The organism is Halomonas maura, from assembly GCF_030409305.1.
In the GTDB taxonomy this organism is placed as follows: domain Bacteria; phylum Pseudomonadota; class Gammaproteobacteria; order Pseudomonadales; family Halomonadaceae; genus Halomonas; species Halomonas maura.
Window position 1 is genome coordinate 474,702 of sequence record NZ_JAUFPQ010000009.1, and the last position, 21,142, is coordinate 495,843.

The 21,142-nt window shown below is 67.3% G+C and carries 18 protein-coding genes, 1 tRNA gene and 1 CRISPR repeat array; of the genes, 3 read left to right on the plus strand and 16 right to left on the minus strand.

Annotated features, from left to right (window positions below; genetic code table 11):
- Positions 1-44 precede the first annotated feature (44 nt).
- From cyoE to QWY76_RS04310, 4 genes are read right to left on the minus strand one after another with little or no spacing between them, the layout of a single operon-like run.
- Positions 45-962, minus strand: coding sequence for a heme o synthase (gene cyoE, locus QWY76_RS04295; RefSeq protein WP_290309868.1), 918 nt, complete (start codon positions 960-962; stop codon positions 45-47).
- Positions 944-2,020, minus strand: a complete 1,077-nt coding sequence (locus QWY76_RS04300; protein WP_435388944.1) for a COX15/CtaA family protein — start codon at positions 2,018-2,020, stop codon at positions 944-946. The genes cyoE and QWY76_RS04300 overlap by 19 nt, the downstream gene beginning before the upstream one ends.
- 5 nt (positions 2,021-2,025) lie before the next feature.
- Entirely contained in the window at positions 2,026-2,562 is a 537-nt protein-coding gene (locus QWY76_RS04305) for a redox-active disulfide-containing membrane protein (protein WP_290309869.1), read from the minus strand.
- A complete protein-coding gene (locus QWY76_RS04310; protein WP_353960388.1) occupies positions 2,559-3,284 on the minus strand; it encodes an SURF1 family protein in 726 nt (241 codons plus the stop codon). The genes QWY76_RS04305 and QWY76_RS04310 overlap by 4 nt, the downstream gene beginning before the upstream one ends.
- 10 nt (positions 3,285-3,294) lie before the next feature.
- Here QWY76_RS04310 and QWY76_RS04315 point away from each other — a divergent pair, with 10 nt between their 5' ends.
- Positions 3,295-3,489: a DUF2909 family protein gene (locus QWY76_RS04315; protein WP_290309871.1), complete on the plus strand. Its 195-nt coding sequence runs from the start codon at positions 3,295-3,297 to the stop codon at positions 3,487-3,489.
- Between the two features lie 6 nt (positions 3,490-3,495).
- Here the strand turns inward: QWY76_RS04315 and QWY76_RS04320 are convergent, their stop codons facing one another.
- The 5 genes from QWY76_RS04320 to QWY76_RS04340 form a co-directional block, all read right to left on the minus strand.
- The gene (locus QWY76_RS04320; protein WP_290309872.1) at positions 3,496-4,359 is read right to left on the minus strand and encodes a cytochrome c oxidase subunit 3; all 864 of its coding nucleotides are present in this window, start codon (positions 4,357-4,359) and stop codon (positions 3,496-3,498) included.
- Positions 4,356-4,949, minus strand: a complete 594-nt coding sequence (locus QWY76_RS04325) for a cytochrome c oxidase assembly protein (RefSeq protein ID WP_290309873.1) — start codon at positions 4,947-4,949, stop codon at positions 4,356-4,358. The genes QWY76_RS04320 and QWY76_RS04325 overlap by 4 nt, the downstream gene beginning before the upstream one ends.
- A gap of 15 nt (positions 4,950-4,964) precedes the next feature.
- Entirely contained in the window at positions 4,965-6,596 is a 1,632-nt protein-coding gene (gene ctaD / locus QWY76_RS04330; RefSeq protein WP_290309874.1) for a cytochrome c oxidase subunit I, read from the minus strand.
- A 47-nt stretch (positions 6,597-6,643) separates the two neighbouring features.
- Entirely contained in the window at positions 6,644-7,762 is a 1,119-nt protein-coding gene (gene coxB / locus QWY76_RS04335) for a cytochrome c oxidase subunit II (protein ID WP_290309875.1), read from the minus strand.
- 131 nt (positions 7,763-7,893) lie between these two features.
- Positions 7,894-8,067, minus strand: coding sequence for a DUF2970 domain-containing protein (locus QWY76_RS04340; protein ID WP_290309876.1), 174 nt, complete (start codon positions 8,065-8,067; stop codon positions 7,894-7,896).
- A gap of 205 nt (positions 8,068-8,272) precedes the next feature.
- On the opposite strand from QWY76_RS04340, the gene QWY76_RS04345 reads away from it, so the two are divergent.
- Positions 8,273-8,629, plus strand: a complete 357-nt coding sequence (locus QWY76_RS04345; RefSeq protein WP_290309877.1) for a hypothetical protein — start codon at positions 8,273-8,275, stop codon at positions 8,627-8,629.
- 49 nt (positions 8,630-8,678) lie between these two features.
- Here QWY76_RS04345 and QWY76_RS04350 read toward each other — a convergent pair whose 3' ends face one another.
- Complete coding sequence (locus QWY76_RS04350) at positions 8,679-9,410, minus strand: LrgB family protein (protein WP_290309878.1); 732 nt, start codon at positions 9,408-9,410, stop codon at positions 8,679-8,681.
- Positions 9,407-9,775 (minus strand): CidA/LrgA family protein, encoded by a 369-nt coding sequence (locus QWY76_RS04355; RefSeq protein WP_290309879.1) that lies wholly within the window; start codon positions 9,773-9,775, stop codon positions 9,407-9,409. The genes QWY76_RS04350 and QWY76_RS04355 overlap by 4 nt, the downstream gene beginning before the upstream one ends.
- Before the next feature lie 213 nt (positions 9,776-9,988).
- On the opposite strand from QWY76_RS04355, the gene QWY76_RS04360 reads away from it, so the two are divergent.
- Positions 9,989-10,065, plus strand: a tRNA-Pro gene (locus QWY76_RS04360).
- 1,340 nt (positions 10,066-11,405) lie between these two features.
- Positions 11,406-17,246: direct repeats of the CRISPR family, unit length 29 nt; unit sequence CGGGTTATCCCCGCGCCTGCGGGGACCGG.
- Between the two features lie 106 nt (positions 17,247-17,352).
- Here the strand turns inward: QWY76_RS04360 and cas2e are convergent.
- Genes cas2e through cas7e form a run of 5 tightly spaced genes read right to left on the minus strand, consistent with a single transcriptional unit; the run spans position 17,353 to position 21,127 of the window.
- Positions 17,353-17,649 (minus strand): type I-E CRISPR-associated endoribonuclease Cas2e, encoded by a 297-nt coding sequence (cas2e, locus tag QWY76_RS04365; RefSeq protein WP_290309880.1) that lies wholly within the window; start codon positions 17,647-17,649, stop codon positions 17,353-17,355.
- Between the two features lie 2 nt (positions 17,650-17,651).
- Positions 17,652-18,572, minus strand: a complete 921-nt coding sequence (cas1e, locus tag QWY76_RS04370) for a type I-E CRISPR-associated endonuclease Cas1e (protein WP_290309881.1) — start codon at positions 18,570-18,572, stop codon at positions 17,652-17,654.
- A 24-nt stretch (positions 18,573-18,596) separates the two neighbouring features.
- A complete protein-coding gene (gene cas6e, locus QWY76_RS04375; protein ID WP_290309882.1) occupies positions 18,597-19,289 on the minus strand; it encodes a type I-E CRISPR-associated protein Cas6/Cse3/CasE in 693 nt (230 codons plus the stop codon).
- Complete coding sequence (gene cas5e, locus QWY76_RS04380) at positions 19,289-20,044, minus strand: type I-E CRISPR-associated protein Cas5/CasD (RefSeq protein WP_290309883.1); 756 nt, start codon at positions 20,042-20,044, stop codon at positions 19,289-19,291. The genes cas6e and cas5e overlap by 1 nt, the downstream gene beginning before the upstream one ends.
- Before the next feature lie 9 nt (positions 20,045-20,053).
- On the minus strand, positions 20,054-21,127 hold the full coding sequence (cas7e, locus tag QWY76_RS04385; protein WP_290309884.1) for a type I-E CRISPR-associated protein Cas7/Cse4/CasC: 1,074 nt from the start codon (positions 21,125-21,127) through the stop codon (positions 20,054-20,056).
- Between the last annotated feature and the right edge of the window lie 15 nt (positions 21,128-21,142).

A 21,142-nucleotide genomic window follows, 5' to 3' on the forward strand; every position in this document is an offset into this window, starting at 1 on the left:
CGCCGGGCCCAGGGCCCGGCGACGTCCATCCCGTTGCCCGCTGGCTACACCGGCCAGGCGGCGGCGTAGTGATCCAGCAGCAGGACCCCGAACACGCCGAGGATGTAGCGGATCGAGAACCAGAAGGCGGCGATCGGCGCGCCCGGGTCGCGGCCACGCCAGACCCGCCAGTTCCACACCATGAAGCGCGCATCCAGGGCCAGCACCGCGACCAGGTACAGCGCCCCGCTCATGCCGATGACGAAGGGCAGCAGCGTCACCGCCACCGTCAGCCAGCCATACAGCCACACCTGGAGCCGGGTGAAGGCCTCGCCATGGGTGACCGGCAGCATCGGCACGCCGGCCCGGGCGTACTCGTCCCGCTTGTGGATGGCCAGGGCCCAGAAGTGCGGCGGGGTCCAGGCGAACACGATCAGCATCAGCAGCAGCGGCTCGGGCCCCAGCTGGCCGGTGACCGCGGTCCAGCCCAGCAGCGGTGGCGCCGCCCCCGCCACCCCGCCGATGACGATGTTCTGCGGGGTGGCCCGCTTGAGGAAGGCGGTATAGACCAGGGCATAGCCGATCAGCGAGGCCAGGGTCAGCCAGGCCGTCAGGGCATTGACCTGCCAGAGCAACAGCGAGATCCCGGCCACCGACAGCAGCGTCGCCCAGCCCAGCGCCAGCGCTGTGGGCAGGCGCCGGCTGGCCAGCGGCCGTCGCGCGGTGCGCAGCATCAGGGCGTCCAGCCGGCGATCGACCACGTGGTTGAAGGCCGCCGCGCCCCCGGCCGCCAGGCCGATGCCGGCCAGGCCGAACACCAGCGGGCCCGCTCCCGGCCAGGGCCCGGCCAGCAGCATGCCGACCAGGCTGCAGACCAGCATCACCACCACCACCCTGGGCTTGCACAGGGTGAGGAGGTCGCGCCAGGTCCAGCTCGCGCCCCCCTCGAGGCGCGTCTGCGCCATCACGATGCCATCGGGCATGGCTCCTCTCCTTCCGCGTATTGTCGAGTGGCGGCCGGGCAGCGCGCGGCCGGCCAGCGCCAGTGCCAGACCGCCAGCAGCATGGCGGCGACCAGCATCACCGCCCCGGCCGTGTGCAACAGGGCGAGCCACAGCGGCAGCCACAGCAGCACGTTGGCGATGCCGAGGGAGGCCTGCAGCAGGCAGGTACTGCACAGCATGCCGAGCCAGCCGCGCAGCCGCGGGTCACGCCGGTGGCGCAGCCCGAGTGTCAGCAGGCAGGCCACCAGGGCCAGGGCTCCGAGGCGGTGGCCGACCTGGATGGCCGTGCGGGCCTCGGCATGGAGCTGGCCATGCAGGTAGCTGGGGCCCACGGTCTGGGCCAGGTCGAAGCCTTCGGCCCAGTCCAGCGCCGGCCACCACTGGGCGTTGCAGGTGGGGAAGCCCTGGCAGGCGATGCCGGCATAGTTGCTCGAGGTCCAGCCGCCCAGCGCCAGCTGGCCCACCAGCAACACCACGGCCGCCGCCCACAGCGGCGTCAGGCGCCGGGGCGCCTGAAGTGGCGCACCGGCGGCCAGCCGCCGCAAGCGCAGGTGCAGCCACAGGAAGAGCCCCATGATGGTCAGCCCGCCGAGCAGGTGCAGGGTCACCACCTGGGGCCACAGCTTGAGCGTGACGGTGAAGGCCCCGAAGGCGCCCTGCAGCAGGATGGCCCCGAGCAGGGCCAGGGACAGCCACCAGGGATAGCCGAGGCGACGCCGCAGGGACGCGCCCAGCACCACCACGGCGATGACCAGCAGGCCTAGGGTGGACGCCAGGTAGCGGTGGATCATCTCCATCCAGGCCTTGGCGGCTTCCAGCGGGACCTCCGGCGAGTGCGCCATGGCCTGCCCGGCATCCGGCACCACCAGGGCCCCATAGCAGCCCGGCCAGTCGGGACAGCCGAGCCCGGCATCCACCAGCCGGGTCCAGGCCCCGGCCAGGACCACCAGGGCGGTGAACACGACCCCCAGCAGGGTCAGCCGACACAGCCAGCGCAGTCGGCGTCGCCGATGCTCCCGCTCCTCGACCATGGCCATGGTCCTCACTCCGCATGGAGCCGCGCCAGGGGCGGCTCGGGATTGAGACGCAGCAACCGCTCGACGTCCTCGAGGACCTGCGCGGTGTCGACGTCGGCCGCATAGCGCAGCACCGCCCGGCCCTCGGGATCGAGAATCCACAGCGCCCCCGGCAACCGCCAGGCCGGCGGCGCCCCCGTCCAGGCGGCGACGGCCTCGCCCGGCAGCGCCGGGGCACTACCGCCGATGCGCAGCCGGCTGACCCGGTGGGCATCGCGTCCCAGGGCGCGATGCAGCCGCCACCAGCGATCGGCCGCCTGCGAGCAGCTCCCCGGGCAATCGAAGGCCAGCAGCCAGTCATCGGCACCGTCCTTGGCCACACCGCGCAGCGGCCAGCTCGCGAGCCCCGGCACCCCGGGGTGCAGGGTGCCGTGGGCGGTGCGCCCCTCGGGGATGCCCAGGCGCCACTCCACCATGCCCCAGGCCATGGCCATGGGCAGCGTGAAGACCGCGAACAGGGCGACCAGCTTGAGCCGGGAACGGGCGGGACGGGACAGGCTCATGGGCGCGACTCCTCGGGGGAACGTTGACAGGCACGGCCGTCTCGGCGCAGCCGGCGGCCACCGACGACCATCATCACCAGGGCGGCCAGGGCCAGCCCCCACCACTGGACGGCGTAGCCGAGATGTCGGGCCGGGGGCAGCACGTTGGGCTGCCACCAGGAGGCGAGATGGCCGGGGCCGCTCTCCAAGTGTAGCCAGCCGGCATGGGCGAACGCCCCCGGGGACGACCAGGCGGCCAGGTCGATGCGCTGCAGCCGCTGCCCCTCGCGATTGGGCCCGAACACCGGGGCCGACGCGCCGGCGACCTGCCAGCGGCCCGCCAGCCGGACCGTCCCCTCGGGGGTGGCCACGGCGGGCGTCGCCCGGCTGGGGCCGGTGGCCAGGAAGCCCCGCTCGACCAGCCACAGACGGCCATCCTCGCCGCGCAATGGCGTCAGCACCGCCACCCCGAGCCGGCCGTCATGGGTCCGGTTGTCCAGAAACAGCGTCTCGTCGGCGAGGTATTCTCCCTCCAGGGTCAGGCGGGTCCCGTTCGGCGGCGCCGTCCGAGGGGCCTCCAGGCGCGGCGCCGAGGCGAAGCGCGCCAGCATCTCGCGCTTGTCGGCGGCCCGCTCCCACTGCCATAGTCCCAGTGCCATCCCCACTCCCACCAGGCAGGCCCAGAACCCGCACCAGAGGGTCAGGCGCCGACCGGCATGTCGCTTGGTGGAGGATCCTTTCACGGAGTGTTCCATGCTGCTCAAGACCCTGATTGCCTTCGTCTTTCTTGCCATGGTGGCGAGCCTTGCGGCGGGTGCCGGCTTCCTGATCAAGGACGGCGGTCGCTCGCGGCGGGTGCTCGTCTCCCTCAAGCTGCGGGTGGGCCTGGCGGCGCTGCTGGTGACCCTGCTCGTCTACGGCTTCTACATCGGCGACCTCGGTGTCTGAGGCCGGTCAGAAGACATAGACGAAGGTGAACAGGCCGATCCACACCACATCCACGAAGTGCCAGTACCAGGCGGCCGCCTCGAAGCCGAAGTGGTCGTCGCGGGAGAAGTGCCCCCGCTGCACCCTGGCCAGGATCGAGATCAGGATGATGGTGCCGATGATCACATGCAGGCCGTGAAAGCCGGTCAGCAGGAAGAAGGTGGCCCCGTAGATGCCCGCCTGCAGGGTGATGCCGTAATGGCTGTAGGCCTCGTAGTACTCGAAGCCCTGGATGGTGATGAAGCACAGCCCCAGCAGCACGGTGCCCAGCAGCCAGTGGCGGGCGGTGTCGCGGTAGCCTTCCTTGAGCCCCTCGTGGGCCACCGTCAGGGTGATGCTCGAGGTGACCAGGATCAGGGTGTTGACCAGTGGCAGGTGCCAGGGACTGAAGGTCTCGTGGGGTCCCTCGATGGACGCGTCGGGCGGGTTCATCAGCGGCCAGGAGGCGGTGAAGTCCGGCCACAGCAGGGCGGCCACCCCCTTGGCGCCCTCGCCGTCCAGCCAGGGCAGCGCGAAGGTGCGCACGTAGAAGAGCGTGCCGAAGAAGGCGGCGAAGAACATCACCTCCGAGAAGATGAACCAGCCCATGCCCCAGCGGAAGGAGCGGTCCATCTGCGCATCGTAGAGGCCGCTGCGCGACTCGTGGATGACATCGCGAAACCACAGCGTCATCACCGCGAGGATCGCCAGCAGGCCCACCACCATCACCGGCAGGCCGGCGATGCCATGCACCAGCAGGGTGCCGGTTCCCGCCATCATCGCCCCCATCGCCAGGGAGGCCAGCGCCGGCCACTTGCTGGAGGCCGGTACGTAGTAGCTGCCACCGCTCATGCTTGGTCTCCTTCACTGATGAACCCCAGGTAGCGCCGTGCCAGCGCCTGCTCCACGGGATAGAGGGTGTAGACCAGGGTCACGGTCTTGATATCGTCGGGGAGGTCGCGCGTCAGCTGGAAGACCAGCGGCGCCTCGAGCCGCTCCCCGCCGGCGAGGCGCTGCTCCTGGAAGCAGAAGCAGGTGATCTTGCGCAGGTGCAGGGAGGCCTCGGAGGGCGACACGCTGGGCACGGCCCGCGCCCGGCTGGCCTGCTCGCCCCGGTTGCGGAAGCGGAAGAAGACCTCGCGGCTCTCGCCGGGGTGCACGCGCAGCTGGCGCGTATCGGTCTCCAGCTCCCAGGGCAGGCCTGGGCTGCCCCGGGTGATGAACTGCACGGTGATGGTGCGAGAAGCATCGACATCGGCATGCTCGAGGGCCTGGGCGCGGCCGCTGGTCTTGCCGTTGAGTCCCGTCACCTGGCAGAAGACGTCGTAGAGGGGCACCAGCGCGAAGGCGAAGACGAACATGCCGGCCAGCACCACCAGCGTCCGGGCCACGGTGCGCCGGACCCCCGCCTGTCTCGCCTGTTGCTCGTCGTTCGCCGCCATGCCAGTCCCCCGAGCTCAGTGCTGCTGCGGCTGGAAGTCGGGAGGCGTCTCGAAGGTGTGCAGCGGCGCCGGACTCGGCACGCTCCACTCCAGGTCCTCGGCCCCCTCCCAGGCCCGGGCCGGCGCCTTCTCGCCGCCGCGCACGCACTTGATCACCACCCACACGAACAGCAGCTGCGAGGCGCCGAACAGGAAGGCGCCGAGACTGGTCACCATGTTGAAGTCGGCGAACTGCAGCGCGTAGTCGGGAATGCGCCGCGGCATGCCCGCGAGCCCGGCGAAGTGCATGGGGAAGAAGGTCAGGTTCACGCCGATCACCGACAGCCAGAAGTGCCACTGGGACAGGCGCAGGTGCGGATAGTGGCCGGTCCACTTGGGCAGCCAGTAATAGACCCCGGCCATGATCGCGAACACCGCCCCGGGCACCAGCACGTAGTGGAAGTGCGCCACCACGAAGTAGGTATCGTGGTACTGGAAGTCGGCCGGCGAGATGGCCAGCATCAGCCCCGAGAAGCCGCCGATGGTGAACAGCACGACGAAGGCCAGGGCGAACAGCATCGGCGGCTCGAAGCTGATCGAGCCGCGAAACAGGGTGGTGATCCAGTTGAACACCTTCACCCCGGTGGGCACCGCGATCAGCATGGTGCTGTACATGAAGAACAGCTCCGCCACCAGCGGCAGGCCCACGACGAACATGTGGTGGGCCCAGACCAGGAACGACAGGATGGCGATGGACGCCGTGGCGTAGACCATCGAGGCATAGCCGAACAGCCGCTTGCGGGCGAAGGTCGGGATGATCACCGAGACGATGCCGAAGGCCGGCAGGATCATGATGTAGACCTCGGGATGGCCGAAGAACCAGAACAGGTGCTGGAAGAGCACCGGGTCGCCGCCCCCCGCCGCGTTGAAGAAGCTGGTGCCGAAGTTGATATCCAGCAGCATCATGGTGATCACGCCGGCCAGCACCGGCATCACCGCGATCAGCAGGAAGGCGGTGATCAGCCAGGTCCACACGAACAGCGGCATGTCCATCAGGCGCATCCCCGGAGCCCGCAGGTTGAGGATGGTGGCGATGATGTTGATGGCCCCCAGGATCGAGCTGATGCCGGCCAGGTGCAGCGAGAAGATGAAGAAGGTCGTCGACGGCGGCGCATAGGTGGTGGACAGCGGCGCATAGAAGGTCCAGCCGAAGTTGGGCGCCCCACCGGGCATCACCAGGGTCGACAGCAGCATCAGGAAGGCCACGGGCAGCAGCCAGAAGCTGAAGTTGTTGAGCCGCGGCAGGGCCATGTCGGGGGCGCCGATCTGCAGCGGGACCATCCAGTTGGCCAGCCCCACGAAGGCCGGCATCACCGCCCCGAACACCATGATCAGGCCATGCATGGTGGTCATCTGGTTGAAGAACTCCGGCTGTACCAGCTGCAGCCCCGGCTGGAAGAGTTCCGCCCGGATCACCATGGCGAAGATGCCGCCGATGAAGAACATGGTCAGGGAGAAGATCAGGTAGAGGGTGCCGATCTCCTTGTGATTGGTGGTCAGGAGCCAGCGCATCAGGCCACGCGGGGCATGCTGCGCCCCGGCGGCCAGGCCGCCGCTCGCGGTCTCTTCATACTGCGCGATGGGCTTGGGAGGCAGGTGCGACGCCATCGAAGTTCTCCCTGGTTGCCGTCTCGTGGGGGTGGGATACTGCCCGGCTAGTCGGAAAGCTGCTCGGCAATCGCCGAGGGCTGAATGACATCACCGGTCTCGTTGCCCCAGGCATTGCGCTCATAGGTGATCACGGCGGCGATCTCCACCGGATTGAGGGTGCTGCGGAAGGCCGGCATGGCGGAGCCCGAGACGCCGTTGACCACGGTCTCGACATGCCCCTCCCGATCGTCCATCAGCGCCTGGTTGCCGGCCAGGGCCGGGAAGGCCGGCGGATTGCCGGAACCGTCGGGCTGGTGACAGGACGCGCAGATGGTGCCGTAGACCTGCTCGCCGCGCTCCATCAGCTCCTCCCGGGACCATTCGCGGTCCACGCCCATGGCCTCCTGGGCCGCCGCCTCCTTGCGTTGGGCGAGCCAGGTGTCGAACTGCTCGGGCTCCACCGCCTTGACCACCACCGGCATGAAGCCATGGTCGCGACCACACAGTTCGGCACACTGGCCGCGATAGATGCCGGGCTCGTTGATGCGCACCCAATTCTCGTTGACGAAGCCGGGCACGGCATCCTGCTTGACCGCCAGATCCGGCACCCACCAGGAATGAATGACATCGTCGGAGGTGAGCAGCAGGCGCACCTTGCGTCCCGTCGGCAGGACCAGCGGCTCGTCGACCTCCAGCAGGTAGCTGTCGTCCTTGGCGTCGCTGCCCTCGATCTGTGCGCGGGGCGTGGCCAGGTTCGAGGTGAAGGCCACCTCTTCCCCCATGTAGTCGTAGCGCCAGCGCCACTGCTGGCCGGTGACCATGACGTCGAGGTCCGCCTCGGAGGCGTCGTACATGGTCTTCAGGGTGGCCGTGGCCGGGACGGCCATGCCGACGAGGATCAGCAGGGGAATGACGGTCCAGATGATCTCGACGGTGGTGTGCTCGTGAAACTGGGTGGCCTTGGCCCCCTGGGAGTGACGGTAGCGATACAGCGAATAGAACATCGCGCCGAAGACGACGATCCCGATGACCACGCAGATCCAGAAGATGATCATGTGCAGGGAGTGGATCTCGCGACTGACGTCGGTCACCCCGACCGGCATGTTCCAGCCGTTGGCCAGCACCCCCTGGGACAGTCCCGTGAAGGCGAATCCCGCCGCCATCAACACGAGCCGCTTGCGCATCGCCCCCTCCTGAATCGTGTTGTTGTATTAGCCATGCCTTGATGCCTTGATCGAGTATAGAAGCCCGATGGCACGACGCCGGCGACAGGAGTCGGCCCCCGTAAACGCGGCAATCAACGTTCAGCGAGGCGTCATTTCGCGGCCAGCGAGGCCACCAGGGCGATCAGCACGACCAGCACGAGGCCCATCACCACGCCGACGACGATGAAGGGGCCGGCGCGGCCCTTCGCGAAGTCCTCGCGCCGACGTGCTTCCTTCTGGATCCCCAAGAAGGCGGCCAGCACCGACTTGATCACGCTCCACATGGGCGAGCTCCTCAGCGTTGGGTGTCTGCCCCGGGAGTATGGCCCAGCGTGACGGCGACGGGGCGTTGATTCCCGTCATCGAGGCCGGCGGCATCGCAAAGGGACCAACGAGGCAGGCATGCCCCTTCTATACTAAAACTGATGCGGTGGAGACCACGTTCGTGGCCCCCGCATGCCTGTTCCCGACACTTCCAGGAGACCCGTGATGACCGAACAACAGGGTGATGCCGCCGATGCGCTCAAGGCGCCCAGTGACGCCATGATGCAATGGTGGAGCCAGCAGTGGCTCCAGGGCGTCACGCCCATGGCCCGCATGCAGCTGGCCTGGATGGAGAGCCTCGCGGAAGCCATGCAATTCGAGGCACAGTGCCTGCATGCGCTGGCCGAGAGCGGCCAGCGACTGTCCGGGTGCATCAACAGCGAGACCCCTGCCAACCCGCAGGACATCCAAGAGTGCTACCAGCAGCTCATGCACCACGTCACCCAGACCCATATGCAGCGGCTCGAGAAGGTGGCCGAGTTGTCGGAGGACTTTCGCAATCGGATCTGGGAGGAACTCTGATCGACCCGCCGCGTCGCCCCGCGGGGCCATCAAAGCCCGCGGGACGCGACTAGCCGAGCCCGATCAGGCGCGTGATCAGCGGCAGCAGGAAGGCCGTCAGCAGCCCCGTCAGCCCCATGGAGAGCCCCGAGAACGCCCCCGCGACGGCGCCGAGCCGCGCGAAGGAATGGGCGGTGCCGAAGCCGTGGGCGGCCAGCCCCATGGTGAAGCCCTGCACCGCCGGGTCCGTGACCCGCAACAGGCGGAAGATGGCGGGACCGAGGATGCAGCCGATGGAGCCGGTCAGCAGCACCAGTCCGGCCGCCAGCGAGGGAATCCCCCCGATCTGCTCGGCGATGCCCATGGCGATCGGCGAGGTCACCGAGCGCGGCGCCAGCGACATCAAGGTCTCGTGACGCGCCCCGAACAGCATCGCCAGCCCGAGGGTGCTCGCCACGGCGGTGACGATGCCGGTGAGGCAGGCCACCAGCAACGGCAGCAACAGGCGCCGCACGCGCTCGCGGTGATCGTAGAGCGGGATGGCCAGCGCGACCGTGGCCGGGCCGAGCAGGAAGTGGATGAACTGGGCCCCCTCGAAATAGCTGGCGTAGTCCATGTCCACCAGCAGCAGGAAGCCGATCAGCATGGCGATGGCCAAGGTCACCGGGTGCAGCAGCGGCGTCCCGCCGAGGGCACGGTTGATCCTCACCGCCAGCACGAACGCCAGCAGGGTGATCAGCAGCGACAGCAGCGGGTTGCCCGACAGGTAGACCCACAGCTGGTCCAGGGCCGCGACCTTCATGACGACCTCCTGGGCCGGCGCCCCTGAAGCCGTGTCAGCCGCGTCAGCACCCAGCCGGTCACCGCGAGAGTCACGGCGGTGGCCCCGATCAGGGTCACCACGATCGGCCAGAAGTCGGCGCCGATCAGGGCGCCATGGACCATCAGCCCCACCCCCGCCGGCACGAACAGCAGCGTCAGGTAGCGCAGCAGCCCCTCGCCCGTCATCCTGAGGCTCGCCGGCACCTTGCCGTACGTCATCAGGGTCACCAGCAGGATCACCATGCCGATCACCGGCCCCGGTATCGCCAGGCCCAGCCCCCTGGCCGCCAGTTCCCCAAGCATCTGGCATGCCAGCAGCATGCTCATTCCCATGATCAACGGCATGGTCGCCCTCCCCGGCTCGACTCGTGTCTTACGGCTCCCGTTTCAGGACGTTATTGTGACAAACCCGGGCCGCACCGGCACCGCCCGGGCCAGCAGGGCCAAGCAATTGAAACAAAAGCGCAAAAGGGGCTTTTCATTTGCCACGGAACGCGCTAGTATACGCCTCGTTCTCGGGGGCCAGACAGCATCATGGCCAAGGCTAAAAGAGAACGTCGGAGCGTGGCGCAGCTTGGTAGCGCGTTGCAATGGGGTTGCAAAGGTCGCAGGTTCGAATCCTGTCGCTCCGACCATGAACATCAAGAGAAACCGCCACTTACGGATCATGCCGGGTGGCGGTTTTTCGTTTGTCTCGCTATGGGTTCCATATGGGTTCCACGCGACAGCAACAACAAGCCATGACCAGCTATCCAGACGGATGTGAAAACAGGACGCTTGCCCCGCACCTGTAAACCCTGCCTTCAACCAATAGTTGACACGATAGTGGACTAAATTCCGGAAAACTAGTTGAGTACATCGACGTTAGACGCAGGTTTGGTAGAACGATTGAATGCACCGATCGTGAAAACCGGCGAAGGTGAGAGCCTTCCCAGGGTTCGAATCCCTGTCCCTCCGCCACCTTTCTTTTAAAACCAGCCATTTACGGCTGGTTTTTTTGTTTACCCGCCCACCTATCCGCCCATTGGAAAATGGTAAGAACGACAGACTGAGATTCCAGCTCCGCACCTTTCTGGAAGACGCTCTAGTCGATAGCGACTTACTCACCAGTCAGCTCAATTGCACTGCTTGCATCAACCCACCCGTTAGCTCTCATGTCGATGATACGCACTTTGCTCGGCGCGATGATGTTGATGTCCAATGGGACCACTCGATACCGTCTTTCCGTCACCCCGCAGCCCGGCACAGCTTCTCTAACTCCGTGTGACAGATACTGAATCTGCTCGCGGTAAGCCGATTGGGTTGTGCAGATGAGCTGGCCATTCTTCAAATACCAATCGCTCGCGTCAACGCTACTGTAAAAACCTCCAGCGATCATTGCGACAGTTACCATCCCAGCTAACTTCATACCTGCCCCCCTGCTCTGGTTATGACTCCTCAATCAGCTTAGTCCAGCGGGGCAACAAGAAGACTGGATTTGTACCACTTGACAGGATGTGACCTCAGCAGCGACCACGCCGCCTCGTCCCAAGGCATCCGATTCCACCCTCGAGGCAATGGGTCTTCCGACAGGTCAAAGGTCTGTAGAGGCAGGCCCTGTGGACTGACACCAAGATTCTAAGTGTTTAGTCACAGAGTGAAATGGACCATGCCGCCTCGGCCTTTGCCGTAAAACCCACAACAAAAGACACGCAGAGCAAAGAAGCACAACCCGACCCATGTCATCGGGTTATCTCCGCTCCTGCGAAGACTGAGAATAGAACCTCCCCTACCTACCCTGCTGACGGCAGAATACCCCTACACCCGCGGCGAACGGAGATAAAACCTCCCCTACCTACCCTGCCGACGGCTGGATACCCCTTCACCCGCGGAGACCGGAAATAGAACCTCCCCTACCTACCCTGCCGATGGCTGGATACCCCTGCACCCGCGGAAACAGGGGATAGAACTTACCCTACCTCCGCTGCGGAGGCAGGTTATTATCCCCGCGCCTGCGGGGACCGGGTCGACATGCTGCGCTGGCAGCTCCCCATGCCCGGGTTATCCCCGCGCCTGCGGGGACCGGGCCTTGTGGCTCTCCACCGCGGCGAAATAGTCCGGGTTATCCCCGCGCCTGCGGGGACCGGATCCCGGGCGTCTACGAGGCCGTGCGGGAGCACGGGTTATCCCCGCGCCTGCGGGGACCGGTCTCGGCTTCCTCGTCAAACGCTGCCATTATCCGGGTTATCCCCGCGCCTGCGGGGACCGGGTCTTCGAACTGTCCGGTCTCGGCAAGGCCCCCGGGTTATCCCCGCGCCTGCGGGGACCGGCGGCCGTCGTGCTGGCGCGGAGTGGTGGCGGCCGGGTTATCCCCGCGCCTGCGGGGACCGGACCGGCACCAGCAGGCGCATCTCCTTCTCGAGCGGGTTATCCCCGCGCCTGCGGGGACCGGCGGGAGTGGGAGCGACAGTTCAAGAAGGAGGTCGGGTTATCCCCGCACCTGCGGGGACCGGAACTTGCCCTTGAGGCTGGGACGCTTGGAAAGCGGGTTATCCCCGCGCCTGCGGGGACCGGTCCAGCTGAATCGCCAGCCACTCGATGGCAGGCGGGTTATCCCCGCGCCTGCGGGGACCGGGACAGCCCCGACAGCGAGAGCATCGTCAGGGCCGGGTTATCCCCGCGCCTGCGGGGACCGGGGGAGCTGCTGGGCCAGGGCGCCAGGCTGCGCGGGTTATCCCCGCGCCTGCGGGGACCGGATCAGGTATCGGCTGGAAGGTGTTTCTTATCGCGGGTTATCCCCGCGCCTGCGGGGACCGGTTCTTCTGGGCGTCCTCTTCCTCTTTTTCCATCGGGTTATCCCCGCGCCTGCGGGGACCGGGCCGTCGTAGCCGAAGATCCGTTCAGAGCACTGGGGTTATCCCCGCGCCTGCGGGGACCGGATGGCCGCCTGGAGCCTTTCCCGCGCCGGGAACGGGTTATCCCCGCGCCTGCGGGGACCGGGTCCCCACGGTCCCCAACTTCGCGCAGTACAACGGGTTATCCCCGCGCCTGCGGGGACCGGTATATCGCGGGGCAGGTGAATAACGAATATGACGGGTTATCCCCGCGCCTGCGGGGACCGGTAAGCGGGGGGATAAAGCGGATGTTCTTTAAACGGGTTATCCCCGCGCCTGCGGGGACCGGGCATGCTGTCCTCTCAGACACCGCAAGCTGCCCGGGTTATCCCCGCGCCTGCGGGGACCGGGGCTCCATATCGCCGGTGTCCGGGTTCTGCACCGGGTTATCCCCGCGCCTGCGGGGACCGGACCTGTACGGAATACGGCTCGGCCCTGACATCCGGGTTATCCCCGCGCCTGCGGGGACCGGGCCTGCTGGACAACAAGAAGCAGACCAACTTCCGGGTTATCCCCGCGCCTGCGGGGACCGGAAAGGCTGGGAGCAATACGGCACCGACCAGGACGGGTTATCCCCGCGCCTGCGGGGACCGGTTCATGATCGCGACGTTGATGTCACTGGCCAGCGGGTTATCCCCGCGCCTGCGGGGACCGGACAAGTGGGTGACCGGTGACACTGGTCAGACGCGGGTTATCCCCGCGCCTGCGGGGACCGGCGCGCCTGGCGTTCTCTGCGTCGGTGGGGAGCAATACGGCACCGACCAGGACGGGTTATCCCCGCGCCTGCGGGGACCGGTTCATGATCGCGACGTTGATGTCACTGGCCAGCGGGTTATCCCCGCGCCTGCGGGGACCGGGACAGGCGCCGGCCGTCGATGGAGGTTTCCAGCGGGTTATCCCCGCGCCTGCGGGGACCGGCCAGCATCGCCAGGGGCGGATTGCAGCATCTGCGGGTTATCCCCGCGCCTGCGGGGACCGGATGGGCGAAGTCTCGCCCGGCGACAGCAACAGCGGGTTATCCCCGCGCCTGCGGGGACCGGTAGAAGGCGACCCAGGCAAGCGATGTGGCCAACGGGTTATCCCCGCGCCTGCGGGGACCGGGGCGCAGGACGCAGACGGAAGGTGGCAATGGCGGGTTATCCCCGCGCCTGCGGGGACCGGGTGACGATGCGGGCGGCGCTGGACAGGCCGGCCGGGTTATCCCCGCGCCTGCGGGGACCGGCGAACTCAGCGGCGACTCTGAGATGACAAGGACGGGTTATCCCCGCGCCTGCGGGGACCGGGGGGTGGTAGGCGCGGACGAATTCTAGGATCGCGGGTTATCCCCGCGCCTGCGGGGACCGGGGCCAAGAACGCACCGCCCACAAGCAACCGGCCGGGTTATCCCCGCGCCTGCGGGGACCGGGCCTGCGGGTCCAGGTCCAGGAACAGCACTCGCGGGTTATCCCCGCGCCTGCGGGGACCGGGGCGTTGGCGCGCATCTGCACCTTCTCGATGACGGGTTATCCCCGCGCCTGCGGGGACCGGGTGCACCCTCTGATGAGGGCCTCGCTGGACGGCGGGTTATCCCCGCGCCTGCGGGGACCGGAAGTTGTTTAGTGACAATGTCAACGATGACTGCGGGTTATCCCCGCGCCTGCGGGGACCGGAAATGGTCTCCTGGTCCTGGACGAGTGCGGTACGGGTTATCCCCGCGCCTGCGGGGACCGGCGATAGTGGGCGGCATCGGCGAGCGCCTCCGCCGGGTTATCCCCGCGCCTGCGGGGACCGGTAGAAAGCGACCCAGGCAAGAGATGTGGCCAGCGGGTTATCCCCGCGCCTGCGGGGACCGGGATTTTAACCATGGGATTATTGCCGCCATCGTCGGGTTATCCCCGCGCCTGCGGGGACCGGCTTGGTCATCGGCCAGCGCGTCGAAGTTCTCGCGGGTTATCCCCGCGCCTGCGGGGACCGGCGAGTATGTAAACGACCAAGATGAAACCAAGACGGGTTATCCCCGCGCCTGCGGGGACCGGGCCTGGAGGTAGTCGAGCAGGGCGGCCTTGGCCGGGTTATCCCCGCGCCTGCGGGGACCGGGACGCCGGCAGCAGCGCCCGCACCAGTTGCGACGGGTTATCCCCGCGCCTGCGGGGACCGGGCCCGTGTCCTCAGCGAGCCAGACGGTGGGATCGGGTTATCCCCGCGCCTGCGGGGACCGGTCCATCAGCACCACCCGGCTGACCAGCCCCGGCGGGTTATCCCCGCGCCTGCGGGGACCGGGTAAAGTCTTTGCCCTGCCGCTTCTCCTCGTTCGGGTTATCCCCGCGCCTGCGGGGACCGGATCAGGCAGGCCTCCTCGTGGGAGAAGCCGGCCGGGTTATCCCCGCGCCTGCGGGGACCGGGACACCACCGCCTCGAGGACCTGGGCCTGGCGCGGGTTATCCCCGCGCCTGCGGGGACCGGCTACCTGATGGAGGGCCAGCCGTCATGACCATCGGGTTATCCCCGCGCCTGCGGGGACCGGGCGCTGCGGTTGGCGGCATCATCGCTCGCGCACGGGTTATCCCCGCGCCTGCGGGGACCGGATCACCGGCACCTTGAGGTCCTTGGCCAGGGCCGGGTTATCCCCGCGCCTGCGGGGACCGGGCGGCGATAGCGTTGGCGATGTCGGAGTCTGTCGGGTTATCCCCGCGCCTGCGGGGACCGGAGGGCGCGGACAAAGCCTCGGAAGGTCTCACCCGGGTTATCCCCGCGCCTGCGGGGACCGGCTCATGATCCTGCACCCGGTAGTAATAGGTGCCGGGTTATCCCCGCGCCTGCGGGGACCGGAAGTCCTGGAGGGTGCCGCCCGACAGGCCCAGCGGGTTATCCCCGCGCCTGCGGGGACCGGGCTTGGCGGACCCGAGCTCGCGTCTTGGCATCCGGGTTATCCCCGCGCCTGCGGGGACCGGGGCGCCCCGAGCTCTCTCGGCGCCGACGATTTCGGGTTATCCCCGCGCCTGCGGGGACCGGCTGTCCGAGCTGCGCGACGAGCTCAACGAGCACGGGTTATCCCCGCGCCTGCGGGGACCGGTGGCGCATCCGGCAGCGTGTGTCGCCGGCCGCCGGGTTATCCCCGCGCCTGCGGGGACCGGTCGACTGGCTCGCCGGCCCGGACGATCGTGGGCGGGTTATCCCCGCGCCTGCGGGGACCGGAGGTTAGGTCTGCGACGGTATCGGCTTGCGACTGGGTTATCCCCGCGCCTGCGGGGACCGGGTCCAGCTTGCTTTAAACTCCCCTTCCTGAGTCGGGTTATCCCCGCGCCTGCGGGGACCGGATATTCGGGAGCGTTTAAATACTTGGATTGAGCGGGTTATCCCCGCGCCTGCGGGGACCGGTCGTGTTCGCCTACTACAAGCGGACCATCGACTGGGTTATCCCCGCGCCTGCGGGGACCGGCCGGCGATTCAGGACATCATTCAGCGCTCTCGCGGGTTATCCCCGCGCCTGCGGGGACCGGACCATGGCCATGTCGTGCTCGGCGGCAAATGTCGGGTTATCCCCGCGCCTGCGGGGACCGGTTCGCCGGGACCAGCTCGCGGATCAGTTGCGACGGGTTATCCCCGCGCCTGCGGGGACCGGTCCACCAGCACCGAGCATCGCAAGTTGCACATCGGGTTATCCCCGCGCCTGCGGGGACCGGGAGATACCCCAGGTGCCCCAGGCCTCGAGGGTCGGGTTATCCCCGCGCCTGCGGGGACCGGTAATACGGGGGTAAGTTCTCAGTCCTCTCCAGCGGGTTATCCCCGCGCCTGCGGGGACCGGGACACCTCGGTGGCCTGCAACAGCACATGCAGCGGGTTATCCCCGCGCCTGCGGGGACCGGATCGATCCAACGATTCAACCGTTCTTCAATATCGGGTTATCCCCGCGCCTGCGGGGACCGGGGCCACCACCAGGTGGCGCTGCGGGGGCAGACCGGGTTATCCCCGCGCCTGCGGGGACCGGACTCCAAATCGATGCCAGCGGCCCTCGCCGCCCGGGTTATCCCCGCGCCTGCGGGGACCGGTTGTCCCGGGCTTCAGGTTGTCGATCCGGTCCTGGGTTATCCCCGCGCCTGCGGGGACCGGTGACACAAAGCCAGATCGCATATATTCATACTCGGGTTATCCCCGCGCCTGCGGGGACCGGAGATCATCATAGGCAACGTCGACACGCGTGACCGGGTTATCCCCGCGCCTGCGGGGACCGGATCAAATGGTCCAGGGATACCGACAGACGCGCCGGGTTATCCCCGCGCCTGCGGGGACCGGGCGAGGTCGCCGTGGTACTTCAGCTCCATGATCGGGTTATCCCCGCGCCTGCGGGGACCGGAGTGCGTCCCGTTCTTCCTCGGTCCTGTCCAGCGGGTTATCCCCGCGCCTGCGGGGACCGGGCGGCGGCGGTGAAGGGGTTGCGCCCGATCAGCGGGTTATCCCCGCGCCTGCGGGGACCGGAACCGAAATGAAGCTGGGGAATCATGTAACGACGGGTTATCCCCGCGCCTGCGGGGACCGGAGCCACCTTCTTTTCGGGGACTGCGCTTTTATCGGGTTATCCCCGCGCCTGCGGGGACCGGGTCCATTTCCGGCATACCATCAAGTACGAAACCGGGTTATCCCCGCGCCTGCGGGGACCGGGGCAAAAGCGAAAGGCCCTCCAATTGGAGAGCCGGGTTATCCCCGCGCCTGCGGGGACCGGGAAGATCCTCGCTTGGCCGCGTTGCAGGCCGCCGGGTTATCCCCGCGCCTGCGGGGACCGGAATCGAGTCAGAATTCGCTTTCTATCTGCCGCCGGGTTATCCCCGCGCCTGCGGGGACCGGTTAGGCCGCTGTAGCCACGACTGCCCCACCACCGGGTTATCCCCGCGCCTGCGGGGACCGGGCCGAGCTGGTCGCCGCCAGGATCGCCTCTACCGGGTTATCCCCGCGCCTGCGGGGACCGGACTAATTGTAGCCACTTGTTTATCAAGAAGAAAATCGCCTGCAAAAAGTCCACCGGCGATCTTGCTTACTTTTTGATCAACTCACATTATTAAAGAGCCTATGACATCAATTGGTTAGCTTAGGTGGTAGGAAACGCACCAGCCGGAGACCATCATGATCAATCGGCTCGCGGCGATTCTCGCCATAGGTCTGGAACTCGAAGCCAGACTCATGGTTACTGGCCCATGCCATGGCGACATTGCCCTCCTCGGCCAGTGCATCGATCTGTTCCCAGATCATCTCGCGAACACGCTTGGTGACATCACCGACGTAGACGCCGGCACGGATCTCCAGCAGCCATACGGCGAGCCGACCGCGCAGGCGCGGCGGCACCGCCTCGGTCACCACCACCAACATTGCCATCGCTACTTGCTCCGGTGTCCCTGGTCGCCGACGGATTCCGGCTCGGGAATAGCCGGCGGCATGGCCTCGGGCGCCGGGAGTGGCGGGTCGATCTCGCCGGCCGCCAGCACCTCCTCGATCATCGGAATCAACCGCTGCAGCAGCTTCGTCTGCTTGAAAGCATCGCGACAGGCGATACGCACCTCGCGTTCGGGCGCCACCGGACTCCTCGCCGCGACCCTGAAGGCCGCCGGCACCACCGTCTCGAATTTCACGATATCCGCGATATCGTAGACGAAGCTCTGCGGCTTGCCGGTGTGCAGGAAGCCGATGGCCGGCGCATAGCCTGCGGCCAGAATCGCCGCCTCGGTAATGCCATACAGGCAGGCCGTGGCGGCGGACAGGCACTGGTTGGCCACGTCCGAGGCATCCCATTGGGTAGGGTCATAGCGTCTACCCTGCCATTTGACACCGAACTGCTTGGCGAGCAGTTGATAAGTCTTGCGGACTCGAGCGCCTTCCATGCCTCGGAGCTGATCAACGCTGCGTCGCGAGGGCGGCGGCTCGCCGAATCGAAGCTCGAACATCTTGCGCACAACCTTCAAGCGCAGCTGGTCATCCAGCGCCAGTTGCGCCTGGTAGAGCAACTTGTCGGAGCGCGCCCCGCCGGGCTGGCCGGCGCTGTAGAGACGAACCCCGGCATCGCCGACCCAGATCAGCAGGGTACCGACGGCCGAGGCCAGCTTGACCGCGGCATGCGAGATCCGGGTGCCTGGCTCCAGCAACAAGCAGGCCACCGCGCCAACGGGGATATGCATCCGCTCCCCGTTGACCTCATCGATGACAACGAAGGCCCCGTCACGTACGTCGATCTGCCCCATGCCAACGAAGGTCATCGACATGCGGTCCTTCTCGGGGATGGGCTTGAGCGGAATGAATCCCATTTCGGCCTCCTTGCCCGAAGCCGATCAGAGTCGGCGTAACAGCATCAAACCACAGCCGAACGCCTTGGCACGCCCGACGCCCTGGGCCAACGTTTCGATCAACCGGCCCGGGTCGGCGACCTCCAGCAAACCTTCATAGTCGACGCTGGAAAAACGGATGGGACGCCCCTTGTCCTTCGGCAAGGCATGCTGTCGATAGGCCCCGACTTCCGGCTCGACCGGCAAGCGGAATCCCCAAGACTCGGCGCGTTCCGCCAGCCACGCACGCGCAGCCTCATCCATCGCCTCGGTACAGGCCTGGCTGGTCCGCGCCTCGCCGGCCACGAAGGGGTACTTGGCCGCCATCAGCACATCGGCACGCTGCCCCCGCTTGCCCACCACCGACTTTGCGACGGTCGGGTTGGCTCGCAGCCGGAAAGCGAGCCGATCCCCGACGTTCAGCGCCGGGGAAAACGACTTGCACTGCGCCTCTAGCAGGCCGGGAAGCGGCACCGGTTCACGATCGGATAGCACGTAGAACAACGGCAGGCCCCGGGGCGCGCCTCCGTCCTCGGATTCGTCCATTTCCTGGCGAAACAGGAACGGCCGCTGGCCTTGATGCTCCGGAAACAGGCGCCAGAGCAGCTGATGGGCGGCGTAGGCCCCACCGCCCATGATCTCGAACAGCGCCCCCCGGGAGAGGCCGTTGAGATCGACACGTACGCGTGAAAGGTACATCAGCGTTCCTCCCCTGTTCGCGCGATGCGCCGGCATTCGGCACGCGGCCCGAACTGCCAGCGACGTCGATTGAGCGGCACATCCCAGACCTCGCTGGATTCCACGCCCTGATCATTGCCATCCAGAGCCTTGGTATCACCTTCCCAGGCGTAGACCACGCTGTCCGGCAATCTCAGGGCCCTGCGCTCTTCCACCTGATCCTGTCCCCACAGCGGAGGAAAGCCGGCATCCAGGGCATCCCGCAGCCGGGCGAACGCCTCCCGACGCGGCGCCAGAGGCGCCGCTGGCGGGCACGCCTTGCGCCCCAGGTAGAGGGGGAATCGCGGCGTCTTGAGCGCCTGCTCCAGGTCCTCGAGCGTCAGCTCCGCCTGTGGCGTCAACCAGATCGCGACGGTCCATAAGCCGTCGCAGCGATAGTCGCGGCTGGAGAGGATGGTTTTGATGATCTTGTGCGGGGCGCTCAATTCATCCCGCCGGGTGCGGTAGGTCACCTTGGCTTGCGATGCCGGCACCTGCACGGTGTGGTAGTCGCGCATCAGGCTGCCGGGGGAGCGCTGCTTGATGGCGATACCGACGCCATCGCGCAACTGTCGTTGCCCTTCATCATCATCCCGTCGCACTCCCAATGCCGCGCCAAGCAACCCGATGATGGCACTGCGCCCCGGGTAAGTGGCGGTGGGGCGCGATTCCCCCACCGCCGCCTCGCCCCAACTGGCGAGCGGCGCATAGAGCCGAAAGACCAGATACTCCGTCATGAGGGCTCCTTACTGCTCGTTGGTCAGGAAGTCGGCCAGTTCGGTGAGGCTACCCATGGCGACACCGCCATGCAGACGCGGCTCCCGGTAGTCGGGGTCCGCGGCCACGACGAAGCGCCGCTCGGCACCAGGGCCATAGGCATCGTCGAAGGCCTGTGCCTGGCGCTCCAGGCGCGCGATGGCATCCCGTGCCTGGTCCTGCCCCGGAACGGGCTTCAGGAAGGCGGCCGAGAGCGAGCGTGGCTGCTGGTCGCCCTTTTCGGCCAACACGTAGCTGGCGTGGGCGCGGGAGCCGAAGCTGTTCTGCTTGCCCTTGGGCGAGGTCTTCACGGCGGCTTCCACCAGGGCGGCGATGGCCCGATCGGCGAGGGCCTCATCGCCGTCGAGGTTCTCGATCAGCAGCCGGCGATCGATGCACACATAGCTATAGAACAGGCCCGCACCGAACCCGGCCTCGCCGACATGCGCCGCCCCGCGGTGCTCGTCGCCGGTATTGAGGTCGTCCACCGCCGTGAAGTAGTCGTCCTCGACTTCGGCGGCATGCACGGTAACGGCATGGGCGACCTGGCAGGCGGCCTCGACGTTGAAGGCCGGAGACGCCGCCAACATGCGACCGAACAGCGCGATATCCACGGCCGATGGCTTGTGGCGCAGCAGGTCGAGATCCTCCTTCTCCGGTGCGCGATGCTCGTCGGCCAGCTTCTCGACCAAGGCATCGACCGCGGCCTGCTCCTCGGGGCCGACGTGGACCAGCTGGCTGGTTTCCAGCTCACCCTTGTCCACATCGCCGAACACCTTGGCGATCTCCGTGGCCCAGTCACGGGCGTCTTTTTCTTTAACGCCCTTTTCCTGCAGGCGCTTGGAGGCCTGAATCCCCACTTGCTTGGTGCGCATGCCGCGGTGCTGGCCCACCGCTTCCTCGAACAATGCCGAGGTGCGCCAGGTGCGCTTGAGGCTCTGCGACGAGACGCGCAATCGCTTGGCGCCGCCCATGATGGCGGTCTTGGGGCGCCCCAGGTCGTCACGGTTGAGGTTAGCGGGCGGATAGGCGGTCAGCAGGTGCAGCTGGATGAAATGGCTCATGTGCATTACTCCCTG